The 26249-nt window shown below is 41.6% G+C and carries 24 protein-coding genes and 2 tRNA genes; 24 read left to right on the forward strand and 2 right to left on the reverse strand.

What is annotated here, in order from left to right:
* Positions 1-125: 125 nt before the first annotated feature.
* The 9 genes from mfd to JNUCC41_RS09335 all read left to right on the forward strand — a co-directional run bounded on the left by mfd (position 126) and on the right by JNUCC41_RS09335 (position 9933).
* A complete protein-coding gene (gene mfd / locus JNUCC41_RS09295; protein WP_192207408.1) occupies positions 126-3662 on the forward strand; it encodes a transcription-repair coupling factor in 3537 nt (1178 codons plus the stop codon).
* A 188-nt stretch (positions 3663-3850) separates the two neighbouring features.
* Entirely contained in the window at positions 3851-4387 is a 537-nt protein-coding gene (spoVT, locus tag JNUCC41_RS09300) for a stage V sporulation protein T (RefSeq protein WP_192207409.1), read from the forward strand.
* Positions 4388-4607: 220 nt separating this feature from the next.
* Positions 4608-6230: a putative polysaccharide biosynthesis protein gene (locus JNUCC41_RS09305; RefSeq protein WP_192207410.1), complete on the forward strand. Its 1623-nt coding sequence runs from the start codon at positions 4608-4610 to the stop codon at positions 6228-6230.
* Positions 6223-7695, forward strand: coding sequence for a bifunctional methyltransferase/pyrophosphohydrolase YabN (mazG, locus tag JNUCC41_RS09310; RefSeq protein ID WP_192207411.1), 1473 nt, complete (start codon positions 6223-6225; stop codon positions 7693-7695). The genes JNUCC41_RS09305 and mazG overlap by 8 nt, the downstream gene beginning before the upstream one ends.
* A gap of 23 nt (positions 7696-7718) precedes the next feature.
* Positions 7719-7982, forward strand: a complete 264-nt coding sequence (locus JNUCC41_RS09315; protein WP_034316386.1) for an RNA-binding S4 domain-containing protein — start codon at positions 7719-7721, stop codon at positions 7980-7982.
* A gap of 76 nt (positions 7983-8058) precedes the next feature.
* Positions 8059-8367: a sporulation protein YabP gene (gene yabP / locus JNUCC41_RS09320; RefSeq protein WP_034316308.1), complete on the forward strand. Its 309-nt coding sequence runs from the start codon at positions 8059-8061 to the stop codon at positions 8365-8367.
* The gene (gene yabQ, locus JNUCC41_RS09325; protein WP_192207412.1) at positions 8364-8996 is read left to right on the forward strand and encodes a spore cortex biosynthesis protein YabQ; all 633 of its coding nucleotides are present in this window, start codon (positions 8364-8366) and stop codon (positions 8994-8996) included. The genes yabP and yabQ overlap by 4 nt, the downstream gene beginning before the upstream one ends.
* Before the next feature lie 13 nt (positions 8997-9009).
* Positions 9010-9396: an FtsB family cell division protein gene (locus JNUCC41_RS09330; protein ID WP_192207413.1), complete on the forward strand. Its 387-nt coding sequence runs from the start codon at positions 9010-9012 to the stop codon at positions 9394-9396.
* 81 nt (positions 9397-9477) lie between these two features.
* Positions 9478-9933, forward strand: coding sequence for a S1 domain-containing RNA-binding protein (locus JNUCC41_RS09335; protein WP_101225920.1), 456 nt, complete (start codon positions 9478-9480; stop codon positions 9931-9933).
* 164 nt (positions 9934-10097) lie between these two features.
* Here the strand turns inward: JNUCC41_RS09335 and JNUCC41_RS09340 are convergent.
* Both JNUCC41_RS09340 and JNUCC41_RS09345 read right to left on the reverse strand, forming a co-directional pair.
* A tRNA-Glu gene (locus JNUCC41_RS09340) sits at positions 10098-10169 on the reverse strand.
* Between the two features lie 20 nt (positions 10170-10189).
* Positions 10190-10263 (reverse strand) — tRNA-Met (locus JNUCC41_RS09345).
* Between the two features lie 327 nt (positions 10264-10590).
* Here JNUCC41_RS09345 and spoIIE point away from each other — a divergent pair.
* The 15 genes from spoIIE (at position 10591) to dusB (ending at position 26101) form a co-directional block, all read left to right on the forward strand.
* A complete protein-coding gene (spoIIE, locus tag JNUCC41_RS09350; protein ID WP_192207414.1) occupies positions 10591-13065 on the forward strand; it encodes a stage II sporulation protein E in 2475 nt (824 codons plus the stop codon).
* Between the two features lie 189 nt (positions 13066-13254).
* Positions 13255-13992 (forward strand): VWA domain-containing protein, encoded by a 738-nt coding sequence (locus JNUCC41_RS09355; protein WP_192207415.1) that lies wholly within the window; start codon positions 13255-13257, stop codon positions 13990-13992.
* A complete protein-coding gene (locus tag JNUCC41_RS09360) occupies positions 13958-14956 on the forward strand; it encodes a protein kinase domain-containing protein (RefSeq protein WP_353618323.1) in 999 nt (332 codons plus the stop codon). Before JNUCC41_RS09355 ends, JNUCC41_RS09360 begins: the two co-directional genes overlap by 35 nt.
* 93 nt (positions 14957-15049) lie before the next feature.
* A complete protein-coding gene (gene tilS / locus JNUCC41_RS09365) occupies positions 15050-16444 on the forward strand; it encodes a tRNA lysidine(34) synthetase TilS (protein ID WP_192207416.1) in 1395 nt (464 codons plus the stop codon).
* A 32-nt stretch (positions 16445-16476) separates the two neighbouring features.
* Complete coding sequence (gene hpt / locus JNUCC41_RS09370; RefSeq protein WP_192208112.1) at positions 16477-17016, forward strand: hypoxanthine phosphoribosyltransferase; 540 nt, start codon at positions 16477-16479, stop codon at positions 17014-17016.
* Between the two features lie 117 nt (positions 17017-17133).
* Positions 17134-19194, forward strand: a complete 2061-nt coding sequence (ftsH, locus tag JNUCC41_RS09375) for an ATP-dependent zinc metalloprotease FtsH (RefSeq protein ID WP_192207417.1) — start codon at positions 17134-17136, stop codon at positions 19192-19194.
* 167 nt (positions 19195-19361) lie between these two features.
* Entirely contained in the window at positions 19362-20141 is a 780-nt protein-coding gene (locus tag JNUCC41_RS09380; RefSeq protein WP_098372673.1) for a type III pantothenate kinase, read from the forward strand.
* Between the two features lie 27 nt (positions 20142-20168).
* Positions 20169-21050: an Hsp33 family molecular chaperone HslO gene (hslO, locus tag JNUCC41_RS09385; RefSeq protein ID WP_192207418.1), complete on the forward strand. Its 882-nt coding sequence runs from the start codon at positions 20169-20171 to the stop codon at positions 21048-21050.
* Between the two features lie 18 nt (positions 21051-21068).
* Positions 21069-21965 carry a peptidyl-prolyl cis-trans isomerase gene (locus tag JNUCC41_RS09390; protein ID WP_192207419.1) on the forward strand — a complete coding sequence of 299 codons (897 nt, stop codon included), beginning with the start codon at positions 21069-21071 and terminating at the stop codon, positions 21963-21965.
* Between the two features lie 129 nt (positions 21966-22094).
* Positions 22095-23021, forward strand: coding sequence for a cysteine synthase A (gene cysK, locus JNUCC41_RS09395; RefSeq protein WP_192207420.1), 927 nt, complete (start codon positions 22095-22097; stop codon positions 23019-23021).
* 166 nt (positions 23022-23187) lie between these two features.
* A complete protein-coding gene (folP, locus tag JNUCC41_RS09400; RefSeq protein WP_192207421.1) occupies positions 23188-24024 on the forward strand; it encodes a dihydropteroate synthase in 837 nt (278 codons plus the stop codon).
* A 1-nt stretch (position 24025) separates the two neighbouring features.
* Positions 24026-24385, forward strand: a complete 360-nt coding sequence (gene folB / locus JNUCC41_RS09405; RefSeq protein ID WP_192207422.1) for a dihydroneopterin aldolase — start codon at positions 24026-24028, stop codon at positions 24383-24385.
* Between the two features lie 2 nt (positions 24386-24387).
* Positions 24388-24915: a 2-amino-4-hydroxy-6-hydroxymethyldihydropteridine diphosphokinase gene (folK, locus tag JNUCC41_RS09410; protein ID WP_192207423.1), complete on the forward strand. Its 528-nt coding sequence runs from the start codon at positions 24388-24390 to the stop codon at positions 24913-24915.
* A complete protein-coding gene (locus JNUCC41_RS09415) occupies positions 24867-25079 on the forward strand; it encodes a helix-turn-helix domain-containing protein (RefSeq protein ID WP_192207424.1) in 213 nt (70 codons plus the stop codon). Before folK ends, JNUCC41_RS09415 begins: the two co-directional genes overlap by 49 nt.
* Before the next feature lie 23 nt (positions 25080-25102).
* Positions 25103-26101 (forward strand): tRNA dihydrouridine synthase DusB, encoded by a 999-nt coding sequence (gene dusB, locus JNUCC41_RS09420; protein WP_192207425.1) that lies wholly within the window; start codon positions 25103-25105, stop codon positions 26099-26101.
* Positions 26102-26249: the final 148 nt, after the last annotated feature.

Consider the following 26249-nt stretch of genomic DNA (forward strand, 5'->3'; position numbering starts at 1 on the left):
GTTTGTCTGGAATACCAGGGCACATAAAATTGCCGTTAATAAAGAGGACGCTTGGTGAAATGGCCAAGTTCAAATAAAAGGATTACAAATGTTTTTCGCACGTTAAAGAGAGGAGGGGAAAGAAAATGAATGGATTGCAGAACTTGTTCTCCAAACAAGATGATGTTCATTCGTTAATAGCCGGCATCGATGAAGGACTTAAGGAGCAGATCGTCTCTGGTCTCACAGGTTCCTCGAGGTCTCTATTGCTGGCTTCCGTATATGAAAAGACGAATAGGCCTATTTTATTGGTTACCCATAATTTATTGCAAGCACAAAAATTCCATGAGGACTTATCCAGTTTCATTCCCGAGGAAGAATTATATATATATCCAGCCAATGAATTGATTGCGGCTGATTTGAGTGTTGCCAGCCCGGAATTAAGGGCCCAACGTGTAGAGGCATTGAACTTTTGGGCGGAGGGAAAGAAAGGGATCGTCATTGCGCCAATTCCCGGGGTGCGTCGCGTGCTTCCTCCGAAGGATATTTGGAAGAGACATCAGCTTATCTTTACTTTAGGGGAAGACATCGAGCTTGAACCAACGCTTAGTAAATTCATTGCCATGGGTTATAACCGGTCTGAAATGGTTGCTTCTCCAGGTGAATTCAGTATCAGGGGCGGTATAATCGATATTTATCCGATCACCGAACCCAATCCAATACGAATTGAATTATTCGATACCGAAATAGATTCAATAAGGACCTTTTCAAGCGAAGATCAGCGATCCATCGAGAAACTCAAGAAAGTGACGATTGGTCCCGTCAGTGAGGCTTTGCTAGAGACGGAGCATATCGAAAGAATCATAACAAGGCTCGAGAGCGGATTAAGTAAAAGCTTGAAGAAACTTAAAGACGAGAAAACCAAGGAACAGCTGGTTCAAACGATCAGTTATGAACTTGAACAGCTGAAAATGGGGAATATACCCGACAAAATCTTTAAATACTTAAGTTTAGCGTATGAAGATCCAGCTAGTTTAATAGATTATTTACCGGTAAATGGTTTGGTTTTCTTGGATGAAATCAGTAGAATCCAGGAAATCAATGATTCTTTGGAAAAAGAAGAGGCTGGGTGGTACACGGATCTTTTAAGTCAGGGACAAATTATCCATGACATCAAATTGGCTCATCCGATGCAGGAATTAATCATGAAATCCAGCAGGCCGTTTGTATACCTTTCATTGTTTTTACGGCATGTACCGCATACGAATCCTCAGAATATCCTGAATTTTGCCAGTAAACAAATGCAAAATTTCCATGGACAGATGAATGTGTTCAAAGCTGAATTGGAACGTTGGAAAAAAGGGAAATATACAGTCGTCATACTTGGACAGGATGAAGAACGGGTAAAAAAGCTGCATTCGGTTTTAGCCGATTATGATATAGAGGCTGCAGAACTGTTTAATGCGGACAGCATTCTTCCAGGTAAAGTACAGATTTTACGCGGCAGTCTAAATAGCGGCTTTGAATTACCTATGCAAAAGTTCAGTATCATTACGGAAACGGAATTGTTTAATAAGAAGTCAAAAAAATCAATACGGAGACAAAAACTATCGAATGCGGAGCGAATCAAGAGTTATTCCGAACTGAAGATCGGTGACTATGTCGTTCATGTTAACCACGGTATCGGTAAATACTTGGGAATTGAAACCCTTACGATAAATGGGGTCCATAAAGATTACCTGAATATTCGTTATCAAGCGGATGACAAATTGTATGTTCCTGTCGACCAAATTGATCTTGTCCAAAAATATGTCGGTTCTGAAGGAAAAGAACCGAAGCTTTATAAGCTAGGCGGAACGGAATGGAAACGTGTCAAAAGTAAGGTTCAATCATCCGTTGAGAACATTGCCGATGATTTAATCAAATTATACGCAGAAAGGGAAGCCGCAAAGGGCTATGCCTTTTCACCTGATGGTGATATGCAGAGGGAATTTGAAACATCATTCGCTTATAACGAAACGGAAGATCAATTACGTTCTATAGTCGAAATCAAAAAGGATATGGAACGGGAACGGCCAATGGATCGTTTATTATGCGGTGATGTTGGATATGGGAAGACTGAGGTGGCCATCCGGGCCGCTTTTAAAGCCATAATGGATGGCAAGCAAGTTGCATTTCTTGTTCCGACCACAATCCTCGCCCAGCAGCACTATGAAACATTAAGGGAGCGTTTTCAGGATTATCCGATTTCGATTGGTCTCATGAGCCGTTTCCGCACTAAAAAACAGCAAACCGAGACGATTAAAGGATTGAAGGCCGGCACAGTGGATATCGTGGTTGGCACGCATAGGATTTTATCCAAAGATATCGTGTACCGCGATTTGGGATTGCTTATCATTGATGAAGAACAGCGCTTTGGCGTTACACATAAGGAAAAAATCAAAAGGTTAAAAACGAATGTGGATGTACTGACATTGACTGCGACACCGATTCCAAGGACCCTTCATATGTCGATGTTGGGCGTGAGGGATCTGTCCGTCATCGAAACACCGCCTGAGAACCGGTTCCCGATCCAAACTTATGTCATGGAGTATAATGGCTCATTGGTAACGGAAGCGATAGAACGGGAATTGGCCAGGGATGGTCAGGTTTATTTCCTTTACAATCGGGTAGAGGATATAGCAAGAAAAGCAGAAGAAATTTCCATGCTGGTGCCCGATGCCCGAGTCACCTATGCTCATGGGCAAATGACAGAGCAAGAGCTGGAAGCCGTCATGTTCGGCTTTTTAGAAGGTGAATATGATGTTTTGGTAAGTACAACCATTATAGAGACGGGTGTCGATATCCCGAATGTCAATACGCTTATCGTGAATGAAGCGGATAGAATGGGACTTTCACAGCTCTATCAGCTGCGTGGACGTGTAGGACGTTCCAATCGGGTGGCATATGCATTCTTCACTTATAGGAAAGATAAAGTGTTGACGGAAGTGGCAGAAAAACGGCTTCAATCCATTAAGGAATTTACAGAATTGGGTTCAGGGTTCAAAATCGCGATGCGTGATTTATCCATCAGGGGAGCTGGAAACATTCTAGGGGCTCAACAACATGGCTTCATCGATTCAGTTGGTTTTGATCTGTATTCACAAATGTTGAAAGAAGCTGTAGATGCGAAACGTAATGATCAGCCAGCCGAAGAAAAGAATACCCTGGAAATTGACGTTGAGGTGGATGCTTATATCCCTGATGCCTACATAATGGATGGACATCAGAAAATAGAAATGTATAAAAGGTTCAGAGGGATTGCGTCGCTTGAAGAAGTGGAAGAATTACAGGATGAAATGATCGATCGTTTCGGAGAATACCCAGAAGAAGTTTCCTATTTATTCATGATTGCTGAAATGAAGGTATATGCTGAAAAGGCCGGAATTGAAAGCATTAAACAATTAAAGCAGGAAATCAGCATTCTCCTTAGGGAAAAGGTCAGCAGCGATGTGGATGGACAAAAGGTGTTCGAGCTGGGATCGAAGTATGGCCGAATGGTGGGCTTTGGCATGGACGGCAATCGAATGAAACTGGTCCTGCACATAAAAGGTGTAGAACAAAGCAAATGGCTTAATATCTTATTTGAGATGACCAAGGGTTTACAGTATGTAAAAAAAGAGACGCAAGCCACTAAAAACTAAAATTGAATGATAGTCCTCTTGAAGAAATTTTTTTAGGTACCATGGTAAAAAAATGCAACAAGAAGAAAAATTTTTTCAAAGTGCATAGAACTTACCATTAGAAAAATACTAAGTACAATAGCTGGTGATGATTTTGCTACAAAATGAGGATTTATCAAATCAATTAGATGAAAGTGAGGCAACATTAGATGAAAGCAACTGGTATCGTTCGCCGAATTGATGATTTAGGAAGAGTCGTCATCCCGAAAGAAATTCGCAGGACCCTCCGTATTCGTGAAGGAGATCCACTGGAAATATTTGTGGATAGGGATGGAGAAGTCATCCTAAAGAAATACTCTCCTATCAGTGAATTAGGCGATTTTGCAAGGGAATATGCAGAAGCACTTTATGATAGCCTTGGAAACCCAGTTATGATTTGTGACAGGGATACTTACATTGCAGTGGCAGGCGGCTCCAAAAAAGAATACTTAAATAAAAGTGTTAGTGACCTGGTGGAAAAAATCATGGAAGAAAGAAATCCTGTCCTGGAGTCTCCAAACGGACAAATTTCATTCGTTGACTCCAATGATGAAGATGTCCAATCTTATACGGCAGCTCCGATCATTGCGAGTGGCGACCCGATTGGTGCCGTCTTGATTTTCTCTAAAGATAGTACCATTGGTGAAGTGGAACAGAAATCGGTTGAAACAGCAGCAAGTTTCCTAGCTAGACAAATGGAACAGTAACCATGGACATGCCATTATAATTTTTAGGTGGAAGGGCAGCAATCGCGCTGTCCTTTTTGCTCTTTCTAAAAGGTTAACCCGATGGGGGCAGACATAAAGAGGCTGAGAATATTCTTCAAGGTGAATATGGAAACTAATTAACAGTATGCGCTGGAATTAAAAATAACCATTGGAATTATGCTATAATAACTACCACATATGAGTGAAAAGGGGAAAAATAATGGCTGAAAAGCCTTTTAAAACATCAAATGAACTTTTCCGGGGAGCGCTGATTTTGAGCGCAGCGGCGATTATCGTAAAAGTATTGAGCGCGGCCTACCGCATACCATATCAGAACATTGCGGGTGACATCGGGTTTTATATCTATCAACAGGTTTATCCCTTCTACGGTGTTGCTTTTACATTATCAACACTCGGCTTTCCGGTAGTCATATCTAAACTTATTGCAGAACGGGACTCCTCCAAACATAACTTTGCGGTCAAGGACATTTTAGTGACTTCATTCGTCGTCTTAAGTTCGATAGGAGTCATGATGTTTGCTGCACTATTCCTTGGAGCTGATTGGATTGCAGGGTGGATGAAGGATCCGCATTTAGCCGGTCTGCTGAGAATCGTTGCCTACTCCTATTTATTAATGCCGATTTCATCTGTGTTAAGAGGCCATTTTCAAGGAATAAACGACATGCTGCCTACGGCAAGTTCGCAGGTCGCTGAACAATGCATCCGTGTGTTGACGATTCTGGTTCTTTCCACAATATTCGTTTCTCAGGGCTATTCTCATTATGTGGTCGGCAAGGGGGCTGTCCTCGGTTCGATCACCGGCGGCATAACTGGACTGGTACTGCTTATTGCTTTCGTTATTTTAAGAGAAGAATGGAAGCTTTTTTTACGAATGAGAATCAAACCTGTAAATTTCATCAAAATCTCCAAAGCCCTGATTTTTCAAGGGCTTGCCTTTTGCATAACTGGCTTGATCCTTATCTTGTTTCAGTTTGTCGATTCATTGCACCTGTATTCCTTACTGAGGGAAACGGGAATGGGGGAAAGGGAAGCAAAAGAATGGAAAGGGGTATATGATCGAGGACAGCCGTTGCTTCAGCTAGGTACAGTCGTAGCCAATTCTTTTGCATTGGCGCTTGTACCTGTAATATCCGGATTCGTTCAGAGGAAAAGTGAGCATGAATTATTGAATAAGATCAAATTGGCGCTTCGAGTAAGTGCGACGATAGGACTTGCTGCTGCGATTGGGCTGGTGGTGACGATGAAGCCTGTCAACCATATGCTGTTCACAGATAACAAAGGGACGATTACTTTAGCAATTTTCTCTTTATCGATCTTATTCACATCCCTCATAATGGCAGAAGCGGCAGTGATTCAAAGTTTAGGCCATTCGTTCGTGCCGGTGATCATCACGATTGTGGGGGTTGGCAGCAAGTGGGCTTTGAACCTTGTTCTAGTGCCCCATTACAAGATCGCGGGAGCAGCCTCGGCAACAGTGCTTGCGTTTATGATCATGTCTGTATTATTTTATGTGGTATTGAGGGTACAGATCAAAAAGCCATTAATTGAAAAGAGGCACGTGTTAATAATTTTGAAGAGTACGGTTTACATGGGTACGGCGGTTGTTTTATTCAATAGTTTATTCGAATTGATGTTATCAGGCGAGAGCCGCTTGTTAGCTACGATCCAAGCTTTGATCGGTGTAGGGATCGGTGCGGCCGTTTTTGTGATGACGGCCATTCGTGCAGGCTTATTTGGTGAAGAAGAACTTTCACTTATACCTGCAGGTTCGAAGCTTAAACGATTTATAATAACGAATAGGAGTATGCGAAATCATGAATGAGATTACGATAATAGGCCTTGGTGCAGGGGATTTAGATCAGCTTCCGCTAGGTATTTATAAAAAATTGATTCAAACGGAACAATGTTTCGTCAGAACGATCGATCATCCGGTAATAAGGGATTTGAAAAAGGAAGGGATAAATTTCACGGCGTTTGACGGGATATATGAAAAGCACGACCAATTTGAAGCTGTATATGAAGAAATTGCCGGAACATTATTACAAGAGGCTTCAAACCGTTCCGTTCTATACGTAGTTCCGGGGCATCCCATGGTTGCGGAAAAAACGGTGCAGCTTTTGCTTGAAAAGGGTCCGGCTCTTGGAATAGCCATTAAGTTGGAAGGCGGGCAAAGTTTCCTTGATCCCTTGTTTCAGGCTGTTAGAATCGATCCGATTGAAGGGTTTCAGCTATTGGATGGAACAGCTCTTTCACCAGATGATTTGCACATTGCCCAGCATATGATAATCGGACAGGTGTATGACGCATTCAGTGCATCCAATGTGAAGCTGACCTTAATGGAAAAGCTACCGGATGATTACGAGGTTTATATTGTTACAGCGGCAGGAAGCAGTCAGGAAAAAGTGACAAAATGCGCCCTCTTCGAACTCGACCGTCAGATGGAGTTAAGTAACTTGACGAGTGTTTATGTCCCGCCTGTTAGCGAAGAAGCTTTACGATATAGGGAGTTCTCTAAGCTGCGGCAGGTCATTTCAGAACTTAGAGGTCCTGACGGATGTCCTTGGGATAAGAAACAAACTCATGAAAGCTTGAAGAAATATCTAATAGAAGAGGCATATGAGCTGATTGATTCCATCGATGAAGAGGACGACGAGGGCATGATTGGTGAACTTGGGGATGTCCTTCTTCAGGTGATGCTTCATTCACAAATTGGTGAAGATGAGGGCATGTTCACGATAGATGATGTGATTGAAGGCATTACGGCAAAAATGATTCGACGCCACCCTCATGTATTCGGAGATGTTAAAGTGAACGGTGAGGAAGATGTATTAGTGAACTGGCAGAAAATCAAAGAAGATGAAAAAGGGAGCGAAACAAAAACTCCGAAATCCATACTGGATGGTATTGAGAAATCGCTGCCAAACTTACTACGGGCCGAAGAGTATCAAAAAAGGGCTGCCAAGGTTGGATTTGATTGGGATGAGGTTTCCGAAGCCTGGAAAAAGGTCAAGGAAGAAGTACAGGAATTGGAAGAGGAAATATTAAGCCCGAACAGGGATGTCGAAAGAATAAAATCAGAGCTGGGCGACCTCTTTTTTGCGCTTGTCAACATTTCACGTTATTATGACATACAAGCGGAAGAAGCCGTCTACAAAGCAAACCGGAAATTCCACCAGCGTTTTACATATATAGAAGAGTGCATTCAAAGGGCAGACAAAAAATTTGAGGATTATACATTGGAAGAACTGGATTCATATTGGGATGAAGCAAAAACTAAAGGACTTTAATTAAGGGAGAGATTTGAATGTCGATGAGATTGGATAAATTCCTAAAAGTTTCAAGGTTGATTAAGCGCCGCACACTTGCCAAGGAGGTTGCGGATAAAGGGAGAATCACGATTAACGGACAACAGGCCAAAGCAAGTTCGAATGTGAAAGATGGCGATGAGTTGACTGTAAGGTTCGGTCAAAAGCTTGTTACGGTACGCGTCGATAAAATTCAAGAAACGACGAAAAAAGAAGCCGCTGCAGATATGTATACCATCGTAAAGGAAGAAAAGCTAGCAGAGGAGTAAGAACAGGCTTGGTTCTAATTCCACTCTTACGGACATACACTTGTACAAAATCAGTGGTACTGTGAGGGATGAAAAAATGAGCCAATATATTGATCCGAATGCTGGTTACACAAAAGGAACGACCCAAGAGCATGATGTAACGATGAAAGGCCGCCGTTTGCTTGATATTACCGGTGTCAAACAAGTTGAAAGTTTCGATAATGAAGAATTTCTGCTCGAAACGTCAATGGGTTTCTTATCTATCCGGGGCCAAAACTTGCAAATGAAGAATTTAGACGTTGATAAAGGCATCGTTTCGATTAAGGGAAAGATTTTCGACCTTGTTTATTTAGATGAGCAATCAGGGGAGAAAGCTAAAGGCTTCTTTGGCAAGTTGTTCAAATGAACTTAACGATCCAATTTTATACGTTGCTTGCGATGATAGGCATGGGCAGTGGCTTTGGAGCTGCCCTGGATACGTATAGCCGGTTCCTGAATCGTTCAGAAAGGAAAAGGTGGGTTGTATTCATCCATGACTTCCTTTTCTGGATCATTCAGGGTCTCCTTATTTTTTATGTTTTGTTTTTAGTGAATGAGGGGGAGTTTCGCCTCTATTTATTTTTGGCCTTATTATGCGGTTTTTCAGCTTATCAAGCACTTTTCAAAGGTTTCTATCAACGTTCTTTAGAGTTTTTGATAATACTTGTGATAAAGTTGGCGAGATTTATAACGAATTCGGTTCACATGCTGATATTTCTACCGATAAAATGGGTATTAGTATCTGTATTGGCCATCATCATCGGGATAAGTAAGTTCGTTTTGGCATTTTTAAAATGGGCGGGAAAAATACTTCTCTTTATTTTGACTATATTCTGGAGACCAGTAAAATGGATTCTGACTTATATATGGAATTTATTGCCGGTTTTTGTTACGAAAAACGTCGGGAAGTTTTATAATAAAGGAAAAGGGATTTTATTGAAAATCAAGAATTCTATATTTAGAACGCTAAATGGATGGAGAAATAAAAAGAAATGAGGAGCGATAAAAAATGAGTAGCCTGCGTAAAAAGAAAGTGGCAAAAATGGAAAATCCCTACGTCGCTCAACAAGAGAAAAAAGTACAAACCGTAGAAAAAAAGAAGCGTGGTCTAATGCGTAGATTAACCCTTTACTCAGTTTTCGCCGCTGTCTTTTTGATTTTTGCTGTTTCCACCCTCATAACGCAAAATGTTGCACTGGATGAGAAAGTTAAACAAAAGGAAGAAATGAAGGGGAAGTTAGCCGAATTGAAAAAAGACGAGACCCTTCTTAAAGAAGAAATCGTAAAGCTTAATGACGACGATTATATAGCGAAAATAGCCAGACGGGATTATTTCTTATCTGAAAAAGGTGAAATCATTTTTACCCTTCCAAAAGGGAAGGAAGATAGTGACTAATATTGACACTGTTTTTTTACTTTCGTTATAATATAATGTGAAGAGATTTTTTTAACATTTCTAAGGAGGAACATTTTTTTTATGTCAATCGAAGTAGGCAGCAAGTTACAAGGTAAAGTAACAGGCATAACTAATTTTGGTGCATTTGTAGAGCTACCTCAAGGTTCAACCGGTCTTGTCCATATCAGTGAAGTGGCTGATAACTATGTCAAGGATATCAATGATCATTTAAAAGTGGGCGATACAGTTGAGGTGAAAGTCATCAACGTTAAAGATGGCAAGATCGGCTTGTCCATAAAAAAAGCGATAGACCGTCCTGAAGCTGAGCAAAAACCTGCATACACACCACGTCCGCGCCAAGGAAGAGGGAATGACAGCCGTTCCAAAGACTTCCGCTCGAAAGGTAATGGTTTCCAGCCTAAAGAAAACTTTGAGCAAAAAATGGCTAAATTCTTAAAAGATAGCGAAGACCGCTTAACGACCCTTAAACGTAGCACCGAAACGAAACGGGGAGGTCGAGGAGGAAGACGCGGATAAAACTGCTGCTGAAAATAATAGTTTAGCAACTTTTCCTGTGAAATTATTCATAGTGTAGATAAAGGCAAGCTTGCTGGCTTGTCTTCTTTTATTTACCAACGACATAAAAAAGCGCCTCTGCACACTTACCGATATAAGTGTGCAGAGGCGCTTTTGATATATGATGACCCGTACGGGATTCGAACCCGTGTTACCGCCGTGAAAGGGCGGTGTCTTAACCGCTTGACCAACGGGCCGTGATTTTCATGAAAAAAGATAGCGGCAGAGGGGATCGAACCCCCGACCTCACGGGTATGAACCGTACGCTCTAGCCAGCTGAGCTACGCCGCCATAATGGTAAGTGCTACTGAAGCACAAGTTATATCTTACAGTCGTGAAGAAAAAATGTCAACAAAAAAAATAAAGTTTGTCGGTTTCCATTTCCTGATTATTTATTCGTGTTATTTTCCGCAAAAATAACCTAAAAACTTTGCTTTTCTTCAAAATAAAAAGAACGCCTGTTTCCGTATTGGGAAAAAAGGGACAAAAACCTGTATACAAATGATTGTTCAAGAAGAATTTCGTCGAACGTTTTTTTTATCCGCTTATAAAATTCTGACAAAAAAATAGATAAGCCCTCTATATAATAAAAACCACTAATACGAATGGGGTGTTGAAATGGAAAAAGTAGAAAGACCTATGATGGAACCTCTTGGAGATGTTCAATTAAAAGAAGCGAAGGCAGGGGCCATCAATTGGATCCAACAACTGCAAATGAAGTCGGAAGACATATTCATAAAAAAAGGTATCTCTTTAGCAATTATCGGTTTTTTATTAGGACGGGCTTTAATTCTTTCGCAGCTTGCACCATTTGGACTTCCGTTTTTCGCAGCTGTTTTTCTCATGAGGCGTGATAGGGCTCCACTGGCTTTATTCGGATTGATTGCAGGTGGGCTGACCGTTCACTATTCGAATAGTTTAGTCATCTTTGCATCGGCGTTCCTGCTCCTGTTATTTCATAAAATCAAGAAGCCCGCCGTGGAAGGACAATTCAAGACCATGTCGATGTACGTCTTTGCTTCACTATTCCTGGTCAACCTGGCGGAGCAATATCTGGTATTTCGAACGATTCAGCTGTATGACTTAATGATGATAGGGGTAGAGGCGGGACTCGCAATGATTTTAACCTTAATCTTCATACAATCCATCCCGATGCTGACCGTTCGGACAAAGTCCCAATCATTAAAGACGGAGGAAATCGTCAGCATCATCATCCTGCTGGCTTCGGTGATGACCGGAACCATCGGCTGGATGATCTACGATTTATCACTCGACCATATATTCTCGCGATACCTGGTCCTCCTCTTCGGGCTGGCAGGAGGGGCCGCCATAGGCTCCACTGTAGGTGTAGTTACTGGATTGATATTCAGCTTGGCAAGTATTGCAAGTCTTTATCAAATGAGCCTTCTCGCATTTTCAGGGCTCCTGGGAGGCTTATTGAAGGAGGGAAGGAAGATAGGGGTTGCTAGTGGCCTCTTGATTGCTACATTACTGATAGGTTTATATGGTGAGGGCACCAATAATATTATGGTGACCCTTTATGAATCACTTATAGCTGTGGCCCTATTTATATTGACGCCGTCATCCATAATCAACAAAATAGCGAAACATATACCGGGAACAGTCGAGAATTCTGATGAACAGCAGCAGTATGCCCGAAAAGTGAGGGATGTCACCGCTCAAAGGGTGGAGCAATTCTCGCATGTATTTGAGGCGCTCTCAAATAGCTTTTCCCAAGTGGATGAAAGGGGGAGATTGGAGGAAGATGAGAAAGAATTCGACTACTTCTTAAGTAATGTAACGGAAAAGACGTGCCAGCTTTGTTTTAAGAAGGAACAATGCTGGTCCAAGAACTTTAATACAACCTATGACGGCATGCAGGAAATTATGCTTCAATTAAGTGAAAATAATGGTCAGCTCCCCCAAAAAACTTCGAAAGAATGGGGGAAATATTGTAGCCGCGGGCCTCAGGTCATTGGGGCGATAGCACAGGAACTTACTTATTTTGAAGCTAACCAAAAATTAAAAAGGCAGGTGAAGGAAAGTCGGAAACTGGTGGCGGATCAACTGAGGGGCGTTTCGGCAGTAATGGATGATTTTGCGAAAGAAATTCAAAGGGAAAGGAAGAATCATCATGTACATGAAGAATCCATTTTGGAGGCCATCCAGGATTTTGGCCTGCACATAGGGCATGTTGAAATATACAGTCTAGAACAAGGAAATGTTGATATAGAGATGAGTGTCCCATACTGCCAGGGCAGAGGGGAATGTGAAAAGTTGATTGCACCCATGCTTTCTGACATTTTAGGGGAAACGATAGTCGTTCATTCAGAAGAGTGTGCAACATATCCAAACGGGCAATGTGAGGTGATATTTAGGTCAGCAAAAAAATTCACGGTCGAAACGGGTGTGGCTCATGCTGCCAAGGGGGGAGGGCTTGTATCAGGAGATAGTTATACGACCATGGAAATTGGCTGCGGAAAATTCGCGATAGCCATCAGTGATGGAATGGGAAATGGGGAAAGGGCCCATTTTGAAAGTACAGAGACATTGAAGCTGCTACAAAAATTTTTACAATCGGGAATAGAAGAAAAAATAGCCATTAAATCCGTAAACTCCGTATTATCTCTACGCACTACCGATGAAATATTTTCGACTCTTGATTTGGCAATGATTGATCTTCAGGACGCAAGGGCTAAGTTTTTAAAAATCTGTTCGATACCGAGTTTCATTAAAAGGGGGGATAAGATAATAAAAATCGAATCAAGTAACCTTCCTATGGGAATCATCCAGGATTTCGATGTTGATGTTGTATCAGAAGAGCTGAAGGCAGGGGACATATTAATCATGATGAGCGATGGAGTGTTCGATGGCCCCGCACATGTCGAAAATATCGAGTTCTGGCTTAAACGAAAAATCAAGGAAATGGAAACAGACGACCCGCAGGAAATCTCTGATTTAATATTGGAAGAAGTCATCCGAACTAAAGGGATCATAGATGATGACATGACAGTGGTTACATCGAAAATTAAGCATAACACACCGAAATGGGCGTCCATTCCCGTTTCTCCAAAACGTAAAAAGGCACAGTAGGGGCCGTTTATATAAATAAATAAATAAAACCAAAATGAGGTGGAGAAATGGAAGACGGATAAAAGGTAAGGGTTGCACTCTTTTCAATCTCTTCACTCCATGATGTGACTTGACGCGATGTCTTTGGCGTATAATTTCCCCTTTTTTAGTCAATTATGGTAACAAATTGATAGGAAGGGAGAGCAAAACATGAAAACAGGAACCTTAAGACAGATTTTGCTTATAACCGACGGATGTTCAAATCATGGTGAGGAACCTTCTGCCATGGCTGAATTAGCAAGGGAGCAAGGCATAACCATCAATGTCATAGGTGTCATGGAAAATGATGTGATAGATGAAAAGGGGCTTAAGGAAATTGAGAAGATTGCAAGTTCCGGAGGTGGCGTAAGTCAAATAGTCTATGCTCAGCAGTTGTCCCAAACCGTCCAAATGGTGACCCAAAAGGCAATGACTCAAACTATACAGGGAGTTATCAATCGTGAACTTCAACAAATACTTGGAGGTTCAAAAACGATGGAGGATCTTCCGCCTGATAAACGAGGAGAAGTGATGGAGGTGGTCGATGAGCTTGGGGAAACAAGCAAGCTCGAAGTATTGATTCTTGTTGATACAAGTGCAAGCATGAAACATAAACTGCCTACAGTAAAAGATTCCTTATTAGATCTTTCCCTTAGTATGAATGCAAGAATGGGTGACAGCCGTTTTTCCGTATTCGTATTTCCTGGGAAAAGAAATGATGTTGAAAAGTTGCTGGATTGGACCCCGAACCTTGAAGCCTTGACGGCAACTTTTCCTAAGCTTAGCACAGGGGGACTCACTCCGACTGGTCCAGCCATTCGTGAAGCTTTGACATATTTCAATAAAAAACGTTCATTGAGGGGATTGTTATCACATGATGATGAACAATACTTTGAGGAATCAATGTAAACTCCTACCTGGCAGTGTTGTCACTGGAAAATGGAATAAAAATGAGTACAAAATAATTAAGGAATTGGGGTGTGGTGCGAACGGGATCGTCTATTTGGTTGAAAGCGGAAATCGTCATTATGCTTTAAAGCTCAGTGATAATGGGACGTCCATTATTTCGGAGATGAATATCCTAAAATCCTTTTCCAAGGTCCAGGGGTCTACCCTTGGACCTTCCTTTTTGGAAGCGGATGATTTCATGAAAACAGGAAAGCAGCTCCCTTTTTATGTCATGGAATATATCCACGGACACGATTTTTTGCGTTTCATCGATAAAAAAGGTTCATCATGGATTGGAGTCTTGATGCTTCAGCTTTTAACAAGCTTGTCTGCCTTGCATGCCAATGGATGGGTATTCGGGGATTTAAAACCTGAGAATTTGATCGTGACTTCACCAGCCTATAAGGTACGGTGTGTGGATGTTGGCGGAACCACCTTAATCGGGCGGTCTGTTAAAGAATTCACTGAGTTTTTTGACAGGGGCTACTGGGGACTTGGTTCAAGAAAGGCTGATCCGCAATATGACTTGTTCGCTGTGGCGATGATTATAATCAATTCAGCCTACCCTGGACGTTTCCACAAGAAAGGGGAGGGGTATAGACAGCTTAACGACCTGATTAAGCAGAAAAAGGAATTGCACCCATATAGGAAGATGCTGGATAAAGCTCTCCGCGGTCAGTATGATTCAGCCCTCCAAATGCGAGAGGATTTGGTCATGGTTCTAAGTAAGCGAAATCATTCGAAGAAAAAGGGCCCGACTCAGGCAGCGGCAGGTCAGCCGCATACAATACAACCTGCAACGAGACAAGCAAGAAGGTCCCAAAACCATTCAAAAAAGAAAAGTGGCGGTTTTTTTGAAACTTTTTTGCTGGTTGCCATCATATCGATGCTCTATGTTCTATACATATATGAACAGTTGTTATGATATAGTTATTAGGTGAATGCCATGGAATAGTTGAAACCATTTCATGATTGAATCGTATAAAACTAATGCCTGTTCATAAAGAAGGAAGATTGTATGTTAAAGGAAAAAGTTCTGAGTACCATTTATAGAAATGAATTGATTAATGAACACTCGAAGTTGCTAATAGGCGTTTCCGGAGGACCGGACTCATTGGTGCTTCTCCATATCCTTAAGGAAATTCAACCTCTTTTTCATTACGAGATGATCGTTGCAAGTGTTGACCATATGTTTCGAGGTGAAGAATCCTATGAGGATTACAAATATGTCGAGCATATATGTAAACGGTGGGGCATTACATTTGAGGGAAAAAGGATCGATGTTCCTGCCCGGATGGAGCAGACGGGGGAAAGTTCACAAGTAACGTCAAGAAAGTCGCGTTTTGCTTTCTATGAGGAAATGATGGATAAACATCGAGCCTCCACGCTTGTCCTGGGGCATCATGGAGATGATCAAATAGAAACGATGCTCATGCGTTTAACAAGAGGGGCGACAGGTAAGGCAAGAGCTGGTATTCCTATAAAAAGACGGTTCCATACCGGGAATCTGGTCAGGCCTTTTCTTGAAATTACGAAAAGCCAAATAATCGAATATGCGAGCCTTCATAATATTGAACCAAGGTTTGATCCGAGCAATGAAACGGGTGCCTATGCAAGAAATCGTTTTAGACATGAAGTCCTTCCATTTTTAAAGAAAGAAAATAGAAAGGTTCATGAGCATTTTCAGCGATTCAGTGAAGAGCTTTATGAAGATGAAGAGTTTTTTTTGAACATGGTTTCAAGCAAAATGTCCGAGGTTTGGATCCAACAGGATAAAGATCAAGCGGTTATTCAGATTGATAAGGTTCTAGCGATGCCTAAACCTTTACAAAGAAGGGCGATTCAACTAATATTAAACTATCTTTATTTGGAGAGACCTTCATCGCTTTCGGCATTACATATTGACCAACTTTTAGTTTTGTTTTTAAATCCTCAACCATCTGCAGAATTGCATCTTCCGGAGGGCCTTATTGCGGAAAAATCATATCAAGCTTGCACTTTTAGATTTTTTCGGCAAAAAAGCCATAAATATTCCCTTAAATTACAAATTCCCGGTGAGACTATTCTTCCGAATGGATATAAGATTAAAGCGCACTATATAAAAGAAGAAATTCCGGTACTTAGAGGAAATCATTCTTTTATTCTTCCCGAATCAGCTGTTCAGTTTCCTCTTACAGTCCGAACCAGGAATGAAGGCGAACGGATAGCCGTCAAGGGATTGGGTGGAACTAAAAAGTTAAAGGATATTTTTATTAATGAAAAGATCCCGATGCTAGAAAGAAATGTGTGGCCGGTCATCATCGATCAAACGGGAACGGCCATTTGGCTACCTGGTTTAAAGAAATCGAATATTGAGCCGGATATTATTTCTGATGAAAAATCTTTAATCTACTTAGAATATAAAAAAGCTTAATTCTTCTTGGGGGGCAATAAATTACAATGACCATGCAAAACGACATTGAAAAGGTTTTAATATCAGAGGAAGAACTTCAAAAAAAAATCAGGGAATTGGGTGCGCAGCTTGAAGATGATTACCAAGGTAAGTTCCCGTTGGCCATCGGAGTGCTGAAAGGCGCCATGCCATTTATGTCAGATCTACTGAAACGTGTGGATACACATCTTGAAATGGACTTTATGGATGTTTCAAGCTATGGTAACTCCACTGTATCTTCCGGTGAAGTGAAAATCATCAAAGATCTTGATACATCGGTTGAAGGCCGGGATATTTTAATCATTGAAGATATTATCGACAGCGGTTTGACTCTTAGCTATCTTGCGGAACTTTTCCGTTATCGAAAAGCAAAATCAATTAAAATCGTTACATTATTGGATAAACCAACAGGCAGGAAAGCGGATATCACTCCGGATTATGCCGGGTTCATCGTTCCGGATGCATTTGTTGTCGGATATGGTCTTGATTTTGCGGAAAAGTATCGTAATCTCCCGTATATTGGCATATTGAAGCCTGAAATTTACTCGAATTAATCGTACTTGTTTGAAAGAGAAGACCAGATAAAAACAGCGGTGTTAAATTATTGTAATTCATTAATTTTGTATGATAGTATTTACTATAGTTTGTTTACCCGTGGGAGGAGGTAAGGGATGAATCGGATCTTCCGTAATACCATATTTTATTTACTGATCTTTTTGGTCATCATTGGGATTGTAAGCATTTTTAATAATAACAATGAACCAACGGAGAAAATGACCCAAGATGAATTCTATAAGCATTTGGAGAATGGGGATGTTACTGCACTGACGATGCAGCCCGAAAGCAGTGTATTTGAAATCACAGGAAAGCTCAAAGGTTATGAGGAAAATAAATTCTTTGTGACGTACGTGCCTTTCAGTGAATATTCTCAAAGCAGAATCAATGATGCCGTAACCAAGTTGGATAAGGACATCATCACTGTTGAACCTCCAGAAAAAACAAGTGGCTGGGTGACATTTTTCACTTCCATCATTCCATTTGTAATCATTTTTATTCTCTTCTTCTTTTTACTTAACCAAGCTCAGGGCGGCGGTGGTGGCCGTGTCATGAACTTCGGGAAAAGTAAGGCGAAATTGTATAATGATGATAAGAAAAAAGTACGCTTCAACGATGTTGCCGGGGCGGACGAAGAAAAGCAGGAACTTGTCGAGGTTGTTGAATTCTTGAAAGATCCTCGAAAATTTGCCGAGCTTGGAGCCCGTATTCCTAAAGGGGTACTTTTAGTAGGGCCTCCTGGTACAGGTAAAACTTTACTTGCACGAGCAGTGGCTGGTGAAGCCGGAACTCCTTTCTTCTCAATCAGTGGTTCTGATTTTGTTGAAATGTTTGTGGGTGTCGGTGCATCCCGTGTTCGTGATTTGTTTGAAAATGCTAAGAAGAATGCACCATGTATCATCTTTATCGATGAAATTGATGCAGTCGGACGTCAACGTGGCGCAGGTCTTGGCGGCGGTCACGATGAACGCGAACAGACATTGAACCAACTTCTGGTGGAAATGGATGGTTTCGGTGGCAATGAAGGAATCATAATCATCGCTGCGACTAACCGTGCTGATGTATTGGATCCGGCATTACTCCGTCCAGGACGTTTTGACCGTCAAATAACGGTGGGCCGCCCTGATGTTAAGGGCCGTGAAGAAGTTCTGAAAGTGCATGCACGCAATAAACCATTAGCAGAAACAGTCGATTTGAAAGCGATCGCTCAGCGTACTCCAGGATTTTCTGGTGCTGATCTTGAAAACTTACTGAATGAAGCTGCGCTTGTAGCTGCCCGTCAAGATAAGAAGAAGATCGACATGTCCGATTTGGATGAAGCTTCCGATCGCGTTATCGCTGGACCTGCCAAGAAAAACCGTGTCATTTCCAAAAAGGAAAGAAATATCGTAGCGTGGCATGAAGCAGGCCATACCATTATTGGATTGGTTCTGGATGATGCCGAAGTCGTTCATAAGGTTACGATTGTCCCTCGTGGTCAAGCTGGCGGTTATGCAGTTATGCTGCCGAAAGAGGATCGTTTCTTCATGACGGAACCTGAGCTTAAAGATAAAATCGTAGGGCTATTGGGTGGTCGTGTAGCCGAAGAGGTCACATTCGGAGAAGTGAGTACCGGTGCCCATAACGATTTCCAACGTGCAACGGGCATAGCTAGGAGCATGGTCATGGAATATGGCATGAGTAAACTCGGACCACTTCAATTCGGTAATTCACAAGGTCAGGTTTTCCTAGGCCGAGATTTCAACAATGATCAAAACTATTCAGATGCAATAGCATATGAAATTGATCTTGAAATTCAACGTATCATCAAGGAAGCTTACGAAAGATGTAAGACGATTCTTACTGAAAATCGTGAAAAACTTGATTTGGTCGCAAAAACCTTGCTTGAAGTGGAAACACTTGATGCTGAACAGATCAAAGGTTTATTCCATAATGGTAAATTGCCAGAACGGGATTATACAGCCCTCAATGGGAATTTAACAACTGATGAGAATGTCAAGGTGAACATCAATACGAAGAAGGAAGAAAAAGAGGCCTTATTAGATCCATTGGATAAGAGAGGACCTGAGGACCTTGAAATAACGGAGGAAGGATTGAATACTCCTCCAATCAAAGAAGGTGCGCCTCAAGACCAGCCGCTTTCCTTCCCGAACGAAGATGACAATAAAAAGTCTTAAGTTGACTGAATTCAAAAGGGTATTTCCGCCTCGGAAATACCCTTTTCTTCACTCTTGAATTAATTATGATGAAGTTTCTGGGTTACCTTTCGAAAAGTGCGACTAATAGCGTGGTAAATAACAGTGTGGTATGATGTTGGAGAATAATTTACCGGAGTGATGAAACGATGATTTTTGTATTGGATGTTGGGAATACGAATACTGTACTAGGCGTATACGATGAAGATATTTTAAAATATCATTGGCGAATTGAGACTAACCGTCACAAGACAGAAGATGAGTATGGAATGGTCATAAAGTCTTTGCTGCAACATGAAGGTCTTTCGTTTGATCAATTTGATGGAATCATCATTTCTTCGGTAGTTCCGCCAATTATGTTTGCGCTTGAACGAATGTGCAAAAAATACTTTGGCATTAAACCGCTTATAGTTGGACCTGGAATAAAAACTGGATTGAATATTAAATACGAAAATCCGCGTGAGGTGGGTGCGGACAGGATCGTTAATGCTGTTGCAGGCATTCAGGAATATGGAAGCCCTCTCATTATCGTGGACTTTGGCACGGCAACTACATATTGCTATATAAATGAGGATAAACAATACATGGGCGGAGCCATTGCCCCGGGTATAAATATTTCTACTGAAGCACTTTATTCAAAGGCAGCCAAACTTCCAAGAATAGAAATCAGCCGGCCAGAAGGGATTATTGGGAAAAATACGGTGTCCGCGATGCAGGCTGGCATTTTGTATGGGTATGTTGGACAGGTAGAAGGAATCGTTAATCGAATTAAGGAGCAAAGTAATCTAGAACCAACGGTAATAGCAACTGGTGGATTGGCTACCTTAATTGCCAATGAGTCTACTGTGATTGACGTAGTGGAGCCATTTTTGACCTTGAAGGGGCTGCAGTTGATTTATAAACGTAATCGTGAGCAAGTGAAGAAGTAACACAAAGTATGAAAGGAGCAAAAATAAATGAAAGATTATCTAATAAAGGCGCTAGGTTATGAGGGACAGGTTCGGGCATATGCTGTTTCAACAACAGACACGGTAGGAGAAGCTCAGCGGCGCCATTATACATGGCCTACTGCTTCAGCTGCCCTTGGACGGGCGATGACGGCAGGTGTCATGATGGGCGGAATGTTAAAAGGTGAAGAAAAGCTGACGATTAAAATCGAGGGCGGAGGACCGATCGGTTCCATACTGGTCGACAGCAATGCAAAGGGAGAAGTCCGCGGATATGTCACTCACCCGCAAACCCATTTTGATTTGAATGAGCAAGGAAAGCTTGATGTAAGGAAAGCGGTGGGTACCGATGGATTGTTGACTGTTGTAAAAGATATCGGTCTTCGTGATTACTTTTCAGGTCAGGTACCGCTTGTATCGGGAGAATTAGGTGAAGATTTCACATATTACTTTGTTACTTCCGAACAGGTGCCTTCATCTGTGGGGGTTGGGGTCCTGGTGAATCCGGATAATTCAATCCTTGCAGCGGGTGGATTCATCATCCAGTTGATGCCGGGTACATCGGAAGATACGATTTCGAAAATTGAAAATCGACTAAGCACGATAACTCCTGTTTCTAAGATGATTCAAAGCGGGATGACTCCTGAAGAAATCCTAACCGAAATTTTAGGTGAGGGCAATGTGAATATACTAGAAAAAATGGATGTCCAATTCTCCTGTCAATGTTCTAAGGAAAGAATTGCAAATGCTTTGATTAGCCTAGGGCAAGCTGAGATTAGGGATATCATTGATACAGAGGGACAAGCGGAGGCACATTGTCATTTTTGTAATCAGACCTACCAATTCTCGAAGGAAGATCTCGAGGAACTAGAAGCAGAAACCAAAAATTAATATACGGGGGATAAGGGTTTGCCAAAACAAAAGCTTCGGGCGATTATTGCTGCCCTTGCCTTGTTGAACCTATTGACTATCATTATCTTTGTCATAAAACCACTAATCATTTCAAAATCCGTCATCGGGGAAGAAACGGCCGCAAAGGTTGGATCTAAGGATATTTCCCGGGACGCATGGATTAATGAGCTCGAAAAAAGATATGGGGAAGATGTACTTGAGGAAATGGTCGATAAAGAGGTCGTGAAACAGGCAGCTGAAAAATATAAAGTGAAAATTTCGGATGAAGAGCTTGATCGGGAACTTAAAATGATGAAAACGATGTATGGGACTGCCGGACAGAACCTTAATAAAAGTAACGATCAACTGAGGCAGGAAATTCAATCGAGTCTCCTCCTCGAGAAGCTCCTAACCAAGGACGTTTCGGTCTCCGAAACGGCAATGCGGAATCATTATGATAATAATAAGGATATCTACAGAATCCCTACAGCTTTCCATATATCCCATATTACCTCGTCTACAAAAAAGCAAGCGGACCAAATCGTACGTGAACTGGAGAAGGGCGTCCCCTTTGATGTCTTAGCGATGGAAAAATCCCTTGATGAATTCACTGCCAACCAAGGAGGCGACATGGGTTATATATCCCAGGATAACGAGAAAGTCTCCAAGGAATACATTACTGCTGCCGAGAATTTGAAGGTGAAAAAGTGGAGTGATCCGATTCAAACGGAAGAAGGCTGGGCCATTATCTATCTGCATGAAAGAATAGAGGGCAAGCAGTATGAATATGATGAGGTTAAAGACAAGATTCACCGCCAAATAGCTCTTGAACAGATTCAGGCACCGGTCTCAGGGAAAATTTTCTGGGACGAATTTGATGTAGAATGGTTTTATGGATTGAAAGAACAAAAGTAGGTCTATGGTTGTGTGAGAAAATTTAGAATATAGTATATAATCATTGACAATGAACTATAAAAACTGGTAACTTTAAATTTATAAAACCAATAAACATACTCGGTATTGAAATGATAAGGAGTGGAGAAAATGGCACGTATAGCTAATTCTGTAATCGATTTAATTGGACAAACACCTATTGTGAAGTTAAACAAGCTTCAAAATGAAAACAGTGCAGATATCTATCTGAAACTTGAGTATTTTAACCCAGGCAGTAGTGTAAAAGACCGTATCGCCCTTGCGATGATCGAAGCGGCAGAAAAAAATGGTACCCTCAAGCCAGGTGATACGATCATTGAACCTACAAGCGGAAACACTGGAATAGGACTTGCAATGGTAGCTGCGGCAAAGGGCTATAAATCGATTCTGGTTATGCCGGAGACGATGAGTTTGGAACGCCGTAACTTGCTTCGTGCTTATGGTGCAGAATTAGTTCTTACTCCTGGACCTGAAGGAATGAAGGGTGCAATTGCAAAGGCGACTGAGCTGTCTAAAGAAAAAGGTTACTTCATTCCACAGCAATTCGAGAATGTAGCCAACCCTGAAGTTCATCGGAACACTACAGGACCTGAAATCGTTGAAGCCTTTGGTGATGAAGGTCTGGATGCATTCGTTGCCGGAATCGGTACTGGCGGAACGATAACAGGTGCTGGTGAAGTCCTGCGTGAAAAATACCCTGACATTAAGATTTACGCTGTTGAGCCTGCGGACTCTCCGGTATTATCGGGTGGGGCTCCAGGACCTCATAAAATCCAAGGAATCGGTGCGGGCTTCGTCCCAAGTATTTTGAACACTGATCTCTATGACGAAATCATTCAAGTCAATACAGAGGAATCGTTTGATTATGCCCGCCGTGCGGCTAAAGAGGAAGGAATCCTTGGTGGAATTTCTTCTGGTGGCGCAATTGCAGCTGCCATTAAAGTGGCTGACAAGCTGGGAAAAGGCAAAAAGGTACTAGCTATCATACCAAGTAATGGTGAACGCTACTTAAGTACGCCATTATATAACTTTGAGTAAGACAAGACACTAAAATTAGAAGCGAAGTTCCTTCCTTAGGGGCTTTGCTTTTCTTTTTGTAGTAAAGTCTGCAGAAGCTTCCCAAATCTTCATGGAACTTGCACTATGCCTATGTAAATGGGTAAACTCATATATATAGATTTCTTTAGGCGAAGGAGAACGTTGGATGTCATTAGCTGGAGCGTCAAAAATAAAATGCGGTTCATTAGATTTGGATTACAGTAATAGAACCTTAATTATGGGTATTTTGAATGTTACGCCGGACTCCTTTTCGGATGGCGGGAAATATAATCGGATAGATGCCGCTTTGAAGCATGCCGAACGGATGGTTAACGACGGAGCTGATTTATTGGATGTAGGCGGGGAGTCCACCCGTCCTAACTATGAGAGGATATCGGATGAAGAGGAAATAGAGAGAGTCGCTCCGATTATTGAAGCCATATCCCGTAATATTGAGGTACCAATATCAGTCGATACGTATAAATCAAGAGTAGCCGAAGCGGCTGTAAAAGCAGGGGCCCATATATTAAATGACATTTGGGGAGGTAAGGCTGATTCCTTGATGTCAAAGGTTGCTGCGGAATATAAGGTGCCTATTATCTTGATGCATAACAGGGATAATATGAGTTATGGACATTTTGTGCGGGATGTACTTCAGGATTTATTCGAAAGTATCATGTTGGTTAAGGATGCGGGAGTCAAGGATGAAAACATCATTCTCGATCCGGGAATCGGCTTTGCGAAAGATTTAAATTTAAATTTGGAAATGATGAGGAATCTTGATAAGCTGGTATCTTTAGGTTATCCTGTACTGCTAGCAACATCAAGGAAGTCCATGATTGGACATGTTCTGGACCTGCCGCCTGATGAGCGGATGGAAGGAACAGCCGCCACGATCTGCCATGGCATTCAACAAGGCTGTCAAATGGTTCGTGTACATGATGTGAAGGAAATGGCACGTACTGCAAAGATGATGGATGCTTTATTAGGAAAAGGTGAATGAAATGGATAAGATATATGTGAATAAAATGGAGTTTTACGGTTATCATGGAGTTTTTCCGGAAGAAACGAAGCTTGGCCAGCGGTTTAAGGTGGATTTGATTGTCCAGACTGATTTAGCCAAGGCTGGGAAGAGTGACAACCTTGAAGACTCCATCAACTATGGTGAGTTATATGAAGTGTGTAAAAGTGTTGTCGAGGGAGTACCTTTTAAGTTAGTGGAGGCTGTTGCTGAAAAAATTGCCTCTGAACTACTTATTAAATATTCTTCCATCGAGAAATGCACCGTGAAGGTTTATAAACCAGATCCTCCAATAGCAGGTCATTATGACTCGGTTGCTATAGAGATTGTAAGGGGACGCTGATTGTGGTAAATATTGCTTACCTTTCAATAGGTTCGAACTTAGGGGATCGCCTTGAAACATTCCAAAGGGCTTTCCAGTTACTGTCTGAAAATCCGCATATCAAGTTGGTGGCCTGCTCTTCTTTATACGAAACAGACCCGATAGGATATGAAGATCAGGACTGTTTTTTAAATGCTGTCCTAAAAGTGAAAACCGATTTAGAACCGGAAAAATTACTTCATGCTTGTATGAAAATTGAACAAGAATTAGGGAGAAAAAGGGAAATTAGGTGGGGTCCCCGTACTTTAGACCTTGACATTTTGTTATATAATCATGAAAATATTGAGACAGAGATTCTTTCAGTCCCGCACCCTCGTATGCACGAGAGGGCTTTTGTTATCGTGCCTTTAATGGAAGTGGACCCTGATATATCACTTCCGCAAATGTATGCACCTTTGAGCGACCTGCTTGAACAGATTTCGGATAAAGAAGGAGTTCGATTATGGAAGGTGAAAAATGGGGAAGGCGTATTCGCGCTTTTCGAAAGTTAAAGGGTTATACCCAGGAGGGATTTGCGAAAGAAATAGGCGTTTCTGTTTCCTTGTTGGGAGAAGTCGAACGAGGGAACCGCAGCCCTTCAGAAGCATTTTTACTGGAAGTGGCGGAAATTCTTCATGTTTCCATTGAGGAGCTTCAGCCACCAGAGGATAAATGAAAGAATGTTATAGGAGGCACACCGTGTTAAAAATAGGCAATATAGAAATGAAGAATCCGGTAGTGCTAGCACCGATGGCGGGAGTCTGTAACTCGGCATTCCGCTTGACCGTCAAGGAATTTGGTGCTGGCCTTGTTTGTGCGGAGATGGTCAGTGACAAGGGAATCGTTTTACAAAATGCTAGAACGATGAATATGCTTTATATAGATGAAAGAGAAAAGCCGTTAAGTCTGCAAATCTTTGGCGGTGAAAAGAAATCTTTGGTCGAAGCAGCACAATTTGTAGATAAAAATACAAATGCTGACATCATTGATATCAACATGGGCTGCCCTGTCCCTAAAATCACTAAATGTGATGCGGGTGCAAAGTGGCTTCTTGATCCAAACAAAATTTATGAGATGGTTTCAGCGGTGGTTGATGCTGTTGAAAAGCCGGTAACGGTGAAAATGCGCATAGGCTGGGATGATGAGCACGTTTTTGCGATTCAAAATGCCCAGGCTGTTGAACGCGCGGGTGGTAAAGCTGTTTCCATGCATGGCAGAACACGAGTTCAATTGTATGAAGGAAAAGCTAACTGGGACATCATCCGTGAAGTGAAGAAATCAATTAATATTCCACTTATCGGTAACGGCGATGTGGAAACTCCACAGGATGCGGAAAGAATGCTCAAGGAAACGGGTGTTGATGGAGTCATGATCGGTCGTGCAGCTCTAGGTAACCCGTGGATGATTTACAGGACTGTGAAATATCTGGAAACTGGTCAACTGATGGATGAACCTTCTGTTCGTGAAAAGATGGAAGTTTGCGTGCTTCATATGGATCGTCTAATCGCGTTGAAAAATGAAAATGTCGCTGTTCGTGAAATGCGCAAGCATGCTTCTTGGTATTTAAAAGGTGTAAAAGGGAATGCTATGGCTCGTAAAGGGATTAATGTTTGTGAAACAAGGGACGATGTTGTTAGCCTTCTATATGGACTTGTTGATGAAATTGAAGCGAAGCAACAAAATATCCAAATGGTCTGATGTTTGACATTACCTTCCTATTTTCCTATAATACGCTTATCTTAAACTGCCAGTAATCCTGGCAGTTTTTATATGTATATAAACGATGTTTTAAGATAAAAAGCTGTTGAATTCCTTTACTTTATGTAAGAATAAATATGTATGCAAA

This window comes from Brevibacillus sp. JNUCC-41, assembly GCF_014844095.1.
Taxonomy (GTDB): domain Bacteria; phylum Bacillota; class Bacilli; order Bacillales; family DSM-1321; genus Peribacillus; species Peribacillus aracenensis.